This is a genomic window from Ruegeria sp. YTSA135 (genome assembly GCF_059610165.1).
The window spans coordinates 30411-41620 of the sequence record NZ_JBXWNC010000019.1 but is presented as its reverse complement, the minus strand read 5'-3'; the positions used below and the strand labels follow the sequence as shown (position 1 = coordinate 41620).

Below are 11210 nucleotides of genomic sequence, written 5' to 3'. Positions count from 1 at the left end.
CATCATCCCTTTTCCGAGGGTGTTTCCAATCGGGCGCGCACCGCTGCAAGGAAACGTGCCGCCTCGCCACCGGTAACGGCGCGGTGGTCGAAGCTCAGTGACAAGGGAAGCACCCGCTGTTCTTGTGGCCTGCCATCCTTTAGTGTGATGCGAGTACCGATCCGACCGGCGCCAAGGATAGCAACCTGCGGTGGAACGACCACCAGCACCGCATGTTCACCGCCGATCATACCAAAATTCGAAAGGGTTATCGTTGCATCGCGCATCGCCTCTGGGGTGATGGTCCGGTTGCGGACCGAAGCTTTGAGCGCTGCCAATTCGGACGCCAGATCGCGCGGGGTCTCGACGCCGCGCAGCACCGGGGCGAATAAACCATCAGGCGTATCCATAGCTATCGCCAAGTCCACATGCGCATGCAATTGACGTCGTTTACCGTCGAACCAAGCGTTCAGCGCGGGTTCTGCAACGCATGCAGCAGCAATGGCACAAACAAGGTTCAGCGTCGGATTTTCATCCGTTGCCCAGGCGGAGATGTCGGCATGATCCATAACGGTCGCTGGCACTACGCTGGTGCCCGAGCGCTCCATCGTCCGAGCCATGACTCGGCGCGGCCCGTGCAACGCTTCGCCCAAGCCGACGGCGGCTGTCAGCACATCTGCAGATTGGATCGTACCGTCGGGACCGCTACCGGCTACAATCGTCAGATCAACCCCGCGCTCGGCTGCCAACTTGCGCACTGCCGGGCTGGCCTTGACCCGGGTCACTGTTTCCGCAGGGGGGGCCGCCAGTGTATCTTTGGGGTTCGGTGCCGCAACATTTATCTCGCCCACGACAGAGCCTTTGTCCGTAGCCCGGTCGCTGTCGAACACTACCAAAGCTCCACCCACGGGAACGATCTCACCCGGTTTCGCCATGAGCCGGGAAATGGTGCCGCTAAAGGGCGAGGGCACCTCGACCACCGCTTTGTCGGTCTCGACCGATACCAGCGGCTGGTCAGCGATCACATGATCGCCGGCGGTCACATGCCAGGCGACGATTTCCGCTTCATTCAGACCTTCTCCAAGATCGGGTAGGTGAAATATGCTCATGCAAACTCCATGGTTTCCCGGGCCGCGGTCATTATGCGGGCGACGTCCGGAAAGAAATGATTTTCGAGCCGTGAATAGGGAGTTACGGTGTCATACCCGGTGACCCGTCGAACCGGCGCCAGAAGGCTGGTCAGGCGGTTATTGGCCAGATCGGCGGCTACCTCGGCGCCAAACCCGCCAGTCATCGGTGCTTCGTGAACGATCACACAGCGCCCTGTCTTTTCTACTGAGGTGTGTACCGCAGCGCGGTCATAAGGTTTCAAGGTCGCCAGGTCGATCACCTCGGCGTCGACCCCTTCACTGGAGAGTTGATTGGCGGCTTCTAGTACTTCCTTGCAACATGCGCCCCATGTGATCAGGGTCACATCGCCGCCGGCGCGCAAAGTAAAGGCAGTGTCGAGCGGCAGTGCCTTTCCGTCATCCTCGACCGGTTCCGAAAACGCGCGGTAGAGCCGTTTCGGTTCTAAAAATACAACTGGATCAGGGTCTTGGATCGCAGCCAGCAACAGACCATAGGCTCGAGCGGGTGAACTAGGGATCACGACCCGCAGCCCCGGTATATGCGCGAGCATTGCCTCCATGCTTTCAGAATGGTGCTCGGGTGCCTTGATGCCGCCGCCATAAGGCGCACGCAACACCATCGGGCAACTCAATCGCCCCCTGGTGCGATTGCGCAGTCTGGCGGCATGATTGGCTAACTGGTCTATGGCAGAATAGATAAAGCCCATAAACTGGATTTCGGCCACTGGCCTCAGCCCCTGCGCTGCCGCGCCTACCGCGACCCCAGCGATCACAGTTTCGGACAGGGGGGTGTCGCGCACCCGTGAAGCACCGTGACGCTGGATCAGTCCGTCGGTGGCTCGAAAAACACCGCCATCGATGCCCACATCCTCGCCAAATATGATCACCTCGGGGTCGTCTCGCAGTGCACGGTCAAGGGCCAGCCGTATTGCCTCGATCATCGAAAGTTCAGCCATCTGCGACCTCTTCGGCTTGGAAAGCCAGATTGACGGGCAGCTCTGCGAAAAGGTGATCGAACATGGCCCGAGCTGGCTCTGGTTCAATGGTCAGGTAGGCTTCGGCCGCCGCATTCACACAGGTATCGGATTCGTGCAGGAGAGCCTTTTCTTCCTCTCTGCTCCAGCCATGATGCGCCACAAGATGGTTTCGCAGCCTTGCAATGGGTTCTTCCCGCCAATGCGGGCTGACCTCTTCGTCATCGCGATAACGGCTGGCGTCGTCCGCAGTCGTGTGGTCGCCCAGCCGATAGGTCTGGCATTCGATCAAGCTGCCGCCTTTTCCGACCCGCGCGTTATACAGCGCTTCAGCGACTGCGGTTCGAACTGCGATCACATCGTTGCCATCGACAATTTTCCCCGGTACCCCTGCCGCCACCGCCTTTTGCGCCAGCGTCTGAGCCGCGCTCTGATCGCTACGTCTGACGGAAATGGCCCATTGGTTGTTGTTGATCACGAACACTGCCGGCAAAAGCCAGACTCCAACAAGGTTTAGGGCCTCGTAGAAATCTCCTTTGGACGTGGCGCCGTCGCCAGCCACTGCCACCGCCACCCGTGCCTCGCTGCGCTGCGCCATTGCCAGTGCGACCCCGGCGGCATGGGGAAAATGTGAGGCTACCGGGATACAAACCGGAAAATCTTGCGCCTGCTCGGCAAAAGCATTGCCACGCTCGTCACCAGCCCAGAACAGAAACAGTTCCTCTAAGGAAACGCCGCGCAGCATCTGCGCGCCGTGCTCTCGGAAAGAGGGCAGGAAAACGTCCTCGTCCCGCATCGCAAGCGCTGTGCCAATGCTGATCGCCTCTTGCCCTAAACTGGAGCCATAGGTGCCCAGCCGCCCTGTGCGTTGCAGTGCAATCGCCTTGGTATCGAAGGTCCGGGTCAGCATCATCGCTCGATACATACTCACCAAGCAATCACGGTCTTGGGCAAAATCGGGTGGGTCGCCCACGACTTCTCCTTCGGGCGTAATGAACCGTAGGGGTTCTGGTACCGTGATTTGTACGCTATCAACCATGGCCTATTCCCTTTTTACGCTTGCAAGGTCCCGCTCAATTTGCTCGCGCATCACGTTTTTCTGCACCTTGCCAGCTATCGTCCTTCGGACGCTATCGGCAAACTTGACGTGACGCGGGACCTTGAAATGCGCGATTTGCCCTTGCAGAACTCGCGGCTGCCCTCGGTGTTGTCGTAATGGCCTTTACTTGGCTTGATACAGGCGCAGACCTCTTCGCCGGATTTCTCATTCGGGCACCCACCGCTTCGACCTGATCAATGAGCGGGTGGGTATAGAGGAATTCCCGTGCTCGTAGCTCTTCGACGAGTGAACGTTATGGTAAACCTCTTGCATTCAGAGCCTCCCACTCTGTCCGTAAGGCGGTCGACTCCGGTTTTTTGGGTCCCGGCGTTGCATTGAAATAGCATACCGCCAGACCCGCGATCAGGGATTGATGGAAATCAAATGCTGATGACAGTTCCACCCGCAACAGGGCAACTTGTGAGATTTCGATGAAGCAATGCAGCGCAGCCGGGATACCTAAAGGCTGATCCTACGCCTATGAGCGGTCATTCTGAGGTGTATTATTACATCTTTATATTCCCGTTTTAAATCAAATAGTTTTTTCGTTTCTAATGCCTGCCGAAAGTGCGTTTGTAACAGACTGCGTGCCAATCTTTCTGGAAAGGACACGCAGCAGGAGCGTCAGGAATAACCAGGGCAACATGACCGAAATCAAAGTGAACTTGACTGGTCCTTGTCACACTACAGTTCGAGCTAACACTCCTGACCGACCCCGATGGTCAGTTCCTGTGTCGGTCAGGGCTGTAGGGGAGTGACGAGAAATGAACCAACTTGGTCTGAGGTTCTCGGATCGCGCCGAAGCTGGGCGCCAATTGGGAAATCGTTTGGCAGGCATGACATTGGATAGTCCTGTTGTCTATGCTTTGCCGCGCGGTGGTGTGCCTGTGGCCGTTGAAGTTGCGCGCGCACTAAAAGCACCGCTTGATCTGATATTCGTTCGCAAAATAGGTGCGCCGGGATCGCCAGAGGTTGCGCTTGGAGCGATCGTTGACGGTGAAAACCCTCAAATCGTTGTTAATGAAGAGATTCAGAGACGATCACACGCTGGTGCCGATTATCTTGAGAAAGCGCGCGCAAGGGAATTGCACGAATTAGAAAGACGTCGATCGCGATACCTTGGTGAGCGAGCGCAAGTATCTGCGAAAGGCAAAACCGCGGTTATTGTAGATGATGGACTAGCGACCGGAGCGACGATGAAAGCGGCTCTTATCGCGATGCAGCAGCAAGGCGCAAAGAAAGTGTGCATTGCGGTTCCCGTCGCCCCGGCTGAAGTCGCAATAGAATTCCAAAATTTAGCCGACGAAGTTGTTTGCCTGAACCCGGCGCAGCAGTTCTTTGGCGTCGGTGCTTTTTTCGACGACTTTCATCAACTCAGCGATGAGGAAACCATAGGTCTCTTGCGGGAAGGGTGGTCGGAAACCAATAATGAGCAGTTATCGTCCGGGTTTTCATCCCGGCAAGTTGCGGTGCCACCTTTAGCGCTTTCCGGAGAAATCATTGTCCCGCCTGATCCCCGTGGACTGGTAATCTTCGCGCATGGTAGCGGGTCGAGCAGGTTGAGTCCCCGCAACAAGGCCGTGGCCAATACGCTGAACACCCGCGGCTTTGCAACATTGCTCTTTGATCTGCTGACACCGGATGAGGCGCAGGATCGACGAAATGTCTTCGACATACCTCTATTGGCCGACCGGATTGTAGAGACTGTTCTTTACGCCAGCGGTGAGCCGGACATAGCTAACTTGCCGATTGGGCTGTTCGGTTCCAGCACCGGCGCAGGTGCATCGCTGGTTGCTGCGGCGGAATTAAAAGACCGTATCGGCGCTGTTGTTTCCCGAGGCGGACGTCCTGATCTTGCCGGTGAAAAACTCAATAACGTCACCGCACCGACACTGCTAATTGTTGGCGGCGACGACCATCATGTGATTACCCTGAACAGGCAAGCCCTCAGCGCGCTGAGTTGTGAAAAGCTCCTCAAGATCGTTCCTAATGCTGGCCACTTGTTTGAAGAGGCAGGCGCGCTCGAGATGGTTACTGAATTGGCCTGCAATTGGTTTCAACACCATCTAACTGTGCCGGAGACTGCAGTACATCCAGAACCAGAGTTTCATTTGAAAAGCTCGGAAGACATTGCGAAGGTGCTGCGCAAGAAAGTAATTTCACTGCCGGAACCAGAAGATCCGTCCTTTGCTGAAGCATTTGACAGGTTTGGCACGGCAAAAGTGGTTCTGTTGGGCGAAGCCTCACATGGAACTTCGGAATTCTATCGTGCAAGGGCTGCGATTACTAACCGGTTAATAGATCAACACGGCTTCAATTTGATAGCAGTAGAAGCCGACTGGCCCGATGCCGCCGCGATTGACCGTTACATTCGCCATAAACCGGGCAGACCGATGCGCAGCCCGCCATTTTCTCGGTTTCCAACGTGGATGTGGCGGAACCGTGAAGTCGACGACTTTATCGCTGGCCTACGTAGACGCAATTCGGGAATCTCACCTGAAAATCAGGTGAAGTTTACAGGTTTAGATATTTACAGCATGCACACGTCTATAGGGGCAGTGCTGGACTATCTTGACCGGGTGGACCCGACAGCAGCTGCCGAAGCCCGTCAGCGCTATGCCTGTTTCGATCCCTGGTCGCATGAACTGGCATCATACGGCCGAGCCTCGCTAAGCCGTGGCTACGCGTTGTGTGAGGCTCCGGTAATGCGCACATTGCTCGACTTGCTACAGGGCGAACTGCAATATGCTGCGAAAGATGGCGATGACTTCTTCGATGCTGTTCAAAACGCGCGGCTTGTCGCGAATTCCGAGCGCTACTATCGCGTCATGTACTACGGGTCACATGAGTCTTGGAACTTACGGGACAGCCATATGTTCAAGACATTAAAGCAGAGTTTGGACCATGCCGGACCTAATGCAAAAGCCGTCGTTTGGGCACACAATTCGCACATCGGAGATGCCCGTTTTACTGATATGGGCACCGCGCGTGGCGAATTGAACATCGGTCAGCTGTGTAGAGCGGAGTTTGGCGACGACGCTGTGCTAATTGGCTTTAGCACAAACACAGGGACGGTTGCGGCCGCCTCGGAATGGGATGCACCAATGGAAATAAAGTCCGTGCGACATTCCCGATCCGATAGCTACGAGGCAATTTGCCATGAGGTGGGTGTGCCTCGGTTCCTGCTCAACCTCGGAAACGAGCTGGATACTCCACTTCGCACGGCGCTCTCAGAGCCGCGTCTAGAGCGATATATTGGAGTGATCTACCGCCCCGAAACCGAACGATGGAGCCACTACTCCCATGCATCGCTGCCCGATCAGTATGATGCGTTCGTGTGGTTTGATGAGACCTGCGCGGTAACCCCAATACCAACGCGTGTGTCGGCTGGTGAGGACGAGACCTACCCGTTTGGGCTCTGAATCTTTTGTGGTGTGAGTAGGCTGATTTGGTTCGAGCGTTGCCATCATATGTGTCCGTTTTCAGATAATTCGGGCCAAATTGCGGTGTTGGCTAACGGAGAGTTCCGGCCCTCGTGTTTCTGACTGCCCTCGCATTTCGACGTAACAAGGTGGTCAGCGGATGCGCGACTGTTTAGCCGCAATCGGTGTGGAGCCGGACTGGTATGGCGCTCATTCGCTGCGACGAACCAAAGCGACCGAAATATTCCGTAAGGTCGGAAAAATCAGGGCAGTTCGGCTGTTGCCTGCACATATCAAGGTGCCATAGCGCTTTGCGCGACCACGGCGTCGAGTTGGAGGATGCGCTCAGCATCGCTGAAGGATTTGATACCTGAACCCTCTGGCGGGCGGTATGGACCTCCCGCCAGTCCAGACCAATTGCAGCTTGCCCCCACCAAAAGAATGTGTGGATTTTCGTTGAGGCTGATCGCACTTGGGTCACGTCCTCGAAACTAAAAGTTTTGGACTGAAGCTTTGCAATTAAATCCGGCTGTTGCCGTTCAAAGCCAGATGGGGGTATTCCATGATCGGACGCAGGGTTGAGCCTTTTTCAATGGGTTTGATGGGTTTTAGAATGGGCGGAAGGCGCTACCGAGCTAAAAGACGTGGCACCAAGCTGACCCAGGGCACGGACTAGCTCCAGCTTAAGGATTTCCATTGCGCGCGCTGCGCCCTTGGCGCCGCCCGCCCCGACGCCATAAGCCAGCGCCCGGCCTGTCAGGACGAAATCCGCCCCAAGTGCTTTGGCACGCAGGATGTCAGCGCCCCGGCGAATGCCGCTGTCGAGGATGATCTTCAGTTTTCCGTCGATTGCCTCGGCGATGGCGGGCAGGGCCTCGATGGTTGGTGGTCCGAAGGCGACCTGCCGCCCGCCGTGGTTGGAGATCACGATGCCATCCGCGCCCAGCTCTGCGCACTTGATCGCGTCCTTCGGGTGCAGAATACCCTTGACCAGAAATATGCCTTTCCAGCGATCACGCAATTGCCGAAGTTGGTGCCACGTCAGGCCGGGGGTGATCAGCGTTTTTTGAACATCAGCATAAGATGTGGCGCTTCGCAGAAGGTCGGCGTAATTGGCGATGTTGGGTTTGCCGTGCCGCAGGCTGGCCAGCGACCAGACCGGATTGGCGGCTAGTTGCAGCATGACCTCGGGCGTGAACTTGAACGGCACAGACAGTTGATTGCGAATGTCACGGTCGCGTTTGCCTGCCGCCGGAACATCGACGGTGACCATCATCACGTCATAACCCGCAGCCTCGGCCCGGGAGATCAGGCCCTCGGTCACGGTATGGTCGCCGGAAACATAGAGCTGGAACCAGCCATTGCCGTCTGCTGCCTCGGCGAGCTCCTCCAGCGCGGTGGAGGCGGCAGAGCTGGCGACGTAAGGTACGTTTTCGCCTTTGCAAAGGCGCGCCAGCGTCAGGTCGGCCCCAGGCCAGAAGGCATTCAGCATACCGATAGGGGCCTGCCCGAAAGGCAGATCGAATGTCTGGCCAAAGAGTTCAGCCTTGGTGTCTATCATGGACACATCCACCATGTAGCGCGGGACCAGTTCGACCTCTTCGAAGGCCTCGGTGTTGCGCCGCATATTGCGTTCTCCCTCTGCACCTCCATCGACCAGATCGAAGGCGAAACGCGGAATGCGGCGCTTGGCACGCGCGCGCAGATCATCAATGGATGCAGCGCGGTCTAAGCCCATCAGATCGACCAGCCCCCGTCGACGGCGAAGGCCTGGCCCGTGGTGAAGGCCGCCAGATCACCGGCGAGGTAACAGACCATCTCGGCGATCTCCTCGGGACGGCCGAGGCGGCCCATTGGCTGGCGACTTTTGAAGGCGGCCAGTGCCTTGTCGAAATCCCCTGTGGCGTGCAGGCGGTCCTCGAGCGAGGGGCTCTGAACCGTGCCGGGGCAGATCGCATTGCAGCGGATGCCGTCCTTCACGAAATCGGCGGCAATCGCCTTGGTCATGCCGATGATGGCGGCCTTGGACGCACCATAGGCAAAGCGGCGCGGCGCGCCCTTTTCGCTGGAGACGATGGAGGCGATGTTGATGATGGAACCGGCTCTCTTTTCCAGCATGCCGGGCAAAACCGCCTTGGTCAGCCGGAAAAGAGCCTTGGCATTCAGATCAAAAGACCGGTCCCAGACCGCTTCGTCACAATCAAGAATGGTTCCATCATGCACCCAGCCTGCGCAGTTCACAAGGATGTCAGCAGGCGGGATCTCTGCGATCAGAGCCTCGACTGCCTCAGCGTCCAGCACGTCCAGCCGATGTGTCGTAATCTGGTCTGAGGCCAGCGAGGCAAGCCCTTTGCCGTTAATATCCGTGGCTATCACTGCCGCACCGCGCGCCGCCAAAACTTCAGCCGAGGCGCGCCCGATGCCGTTTGCGGCAGCGGTGATCAGGGCAGTTTTCCCGTTAAGTTCAAGTGTCATTTCAGTCCTTTCATCTAGCCATCCAGCCGCCGTCCACTGTGACCACGCTGCCGTGGCAGTATGCGGCGGCGTTGGAAGCCAGGAAAACGGCAGCCCCTGCGATTTCGGATGGCTCCGCGAACCGCCCGGCGGGAATGCGGTCCAGTAGCGCTTTGGACCGCTCAGGATCATCCCGCAGTGCCTGGGTGTTGTCGGTGGCCGTGTAACCCGGTGCGATGGCGTTCACGTTCACACCCCTTGCGGCCCATTCGTTGCAAAGCGCGCGGGTCAGGCCGTTCACTGCATGTTTGCTTGCGGCATATGCGGGCACACGCAACCCGCCCTGTGAGCCGAGAACGGAAGACACGATGACGATTTTGCCCGCCCCTTGGTCCACCATCCGCCGCCCTGCCGCCTGGCTTAGCAGCCAGACGCTGTCGAGGTTGACCGCCAGCACCCGGCGCCAATCTTCCAGCGGCATATCCGTGCTGTCCTCGCGGTGGATGATACCCGCGTTGTTGATCAGGATGTCGATCCCGTCCAGCGCCTTGGCCGCGAAATCCACGATGGCGGTGGCCGCGGCCTCGTCCATGTCCAAAAAATCGGCCTTCACGGCAGCGGCTTTTCGCCCTAGGGCTTCGATTTCGGCAATCGTGTCTTCGGGTTGGTGGCTGCGGTAGGTCAGGGCGATATCAGCCCCGGCGGCGGCTAGGCCAAGGGCGATACCCTTGCCAATGCCAGTCGCGCCGCCGGTAACCAGTGCCTTCCGGCCTGTCAGGTCGAACGGATGTGCCATCGCTCAGTACCGGTTCGCAATTGGCAGATCTTCGGCAGGGAAGAGGCTAATCACCTCGCAGCCGGTCTCTGTCACCACGACCTCTTCCTCGATCCGCGCGGCGGAGTATCCGTCGGCGGCCGGGCAGTAGGTCTCCAGCGCAAAGACCATGCCGGTCTGGATTTCCATCGGATGATCCAGCGACACGGCACGTGAAATGATCGGGCGTTCATGCAGCGCCAGACCCAGCCCGTGACCGAATTGCAGGCCAAAGGCCGCGTCCTCATTCGGGAAGCCGAACTCCTCGGCCTTGGGCCAGAGCTCTGCGACCTTGTCGGTGGAAACGCCCGGCTTGATCGCCTCGATGGAGGCGTCGATCCATTCGCGCGCCTTCACATAGGCGTCATTCTGCGCAGGCGTCGCCCGACCGATGTTGAAGGTCCGGTAATAACAGGTGCGATAGCCCTGATAAGACTGGAGGATGTCAAAAAACGCCTGATCGCCGGGTCGGAACAGCCGGTCGGTGAAGTTGTGTGGATGCGGGTTGCAGCGTTCGCCCGAAATGGCGTTGATGGCCTCGACGTCGTCCGACCCCATTTCGTAGAGCATCTTGTTCGATAGGGCGACGATATCGTTCTCGCGCACACCCGGCTTCAGCTCTTCGTAGATCATGTGATAGACGCCATCGACCATCGACGCGGCTTGCGTCAAAAGCTGGATTTCATCCCAGTTCTTGATCTCGCGTGCCGCCAGCATGATCTGCTGGCCGTCTACGACATGCAGGCCCTCTTCCTGAAGGGCATGGAACATGGCGGTTTCGGCATAGTCCACGCCAACAGGCATGTCAGCCATGCCCGCGTCGCGGATCAGGCCCGCGATCTGTTTGGCGTATTTCTTCATCAAACCGAACTCGGGCGGGATGGTGCCGCGCATTCCGACAACGCCGGCAAGGCAGTGATCGGGCTCAAGCCAGTCTGAATATCGCTTGTGATGCTGTGCGGCAGAGCCGAAATCCCAGACATAAGGCGAATCGTCACCGGTCAGCAGGCAAAAGCGGCACATCTTATCCCGTTCCCATTCGCCGATCTTGGTGGCGCTGACGTAACGGATGTTGTTCACATCGAACAACAGAAGCGTACCTGCGGGCGAGTTCTGTAACGCCTGCCGGGTTCGGGCCAGGCGGTAGCGGCGCAGTCGGTCATGGTCGATCCGGCGTTCGAAGTCGACGGACAAATGCCCCCAGGCAGGTAGCTTGTCGCGCCACTCCCAGTTGGGTTCAAGGTCTTGCGGGGTTAGCATGTTCGGCAACAATGCTCGTGACATATTAAACTCCTTTCAGGAGGGGCGTCCTCCGGGTTTTGTAAGAAAGACTTGGAG

General features: G+C 57.9%; 8 protein-coding genes. 1 reads left to right on the top strand and 7 read right to left on the bottom strand.

Translation table 11 applies throughout. The features are described 5' to 3' along the window. Positions 1 to 2 precede the first annotated feature (2 nt). The 3 genes from AC2FIT_RS19675 to pdhA are packed head-to-tail and all read right to left on the bottom strand — an operon-like array spanning position 3 to position 3122. Positions 3 to 1088, bottom strand: coding sequence for a dihydrolipoamide acetyltransferase family protein (locus AC2FIT_RS19675; RefSeq protein WP_496831746.1), 1086 nt, complete (start codon positions 1086 to 1088; stop codon positions 3 to 5). Then, entirely contained in the window at positions 1085 to 2065 is a 981-nt protein-coding gene (locus AC2FIT_RS19670) for an alpha-ketoacid dehydrogenase subunit beta (RefSeq protein ID WP_496831744.1), read from the bottom strand. The genes AC2FIT_RS19675 and AC2FIT_RS19670 overlap by 4 nt, the downstream gene beginning before the upstream one ends. After that, positions 2058 to 3122, bottom strand: a complete 1065-nt coding sequence (gene pdhA, locus AC2FIT_RS19665; RefSeq protein WP_496831743.1) for a pyruvate dehydrogenase (acetyl-transferring) E1 component subunit alpha — start codon at positions 3120 to 3122, stop codon at positions 2058 to 2060. Before pdhA ends, AC2FIT_RS19670 begins: the two co-directional genes overlap by 8 nt. 824 nt (positions 3123 to 3946) lie before the next feature. On the opposite strand from pdhA, the gene AC2FIT_RS19660 reads away from it, so the two are divergent. Then, on the top strand, positions 3947 to 6604 hold the full coding sequence (locus AC2FIT_RS19660) for an erythromycin esterase family protein (protein ID WP_496831741.1): 2658 nt from the start codon (positions 3947 to 3949) through the stop codon (positions 6602 to 6604). A gap of 589 nt (positions 6605 to 7193) precedes the next feature. On the opposite strand, the gene AC2FIT_RS19655 is transcribed toward AC2FIT_RS19660, so the two are convergent. The 4 genes from AC2FIT_RS19655 to AC2FIT_RS19640 are packed head-to-tail and all read right to left on the bottom strand — an operon-like array spanning position 7194 to position 11156. Further along, complete coding sequence (locus AC2FIT_RS19655; protein ID WP_496831739.1) at positions 7194 to 8342, bottom strand: alpha-hydroxy acid oxidase; 1149 nt, start codon at positions 8340 to 8342, stop codon at positions 7194 to 7196. Next, a complete protein-coding gene (locus tag AC2FIT_RS19650; RefSeq protein ID WP_496831737.1) occupies positions 8342 to 9079 on the bottom strand; it encodes an SDR family oxidoreductase in 738 nt (245 codons plus the stop codon). The genes AC2FIT_RS19655 and AC2FIT_RS19650 overlap by 1 nt, the downstream gene beginning before the upstream one ends. Positions 9080 to 9089: 10 nt before the next feature. Beyond that, positions 9090 to 9854 carry an SDR family oxidoreductase gene (locus AC2FIT_RS19645; protein ID WP_496831735.1) on the bottom strand — a complete coding sequence of 255 codons (765 nt, stop codon included), beginning with the start codon at positions 9852 to 9854 and terminating at the stop codon, positions 9090 to 9092. 3 nt (positions 9855 to 9857) lie between these two features. Further along, positions 9858 to 11156 carry a M24 family metallopeptidase gene (locus tag AC2FIT_RS19640; protein WP_224889784.1) on the bottom strand — a complete coding sequence of 433 codons (1299 nt, stop codon included), beginning with the start codon at positions 11154 to 11156 and terminating at the stop codon, positions 9858 to 9860. Between the last annotated feature and the right edge of the window lie 54 nt (positions 11157 to 11210).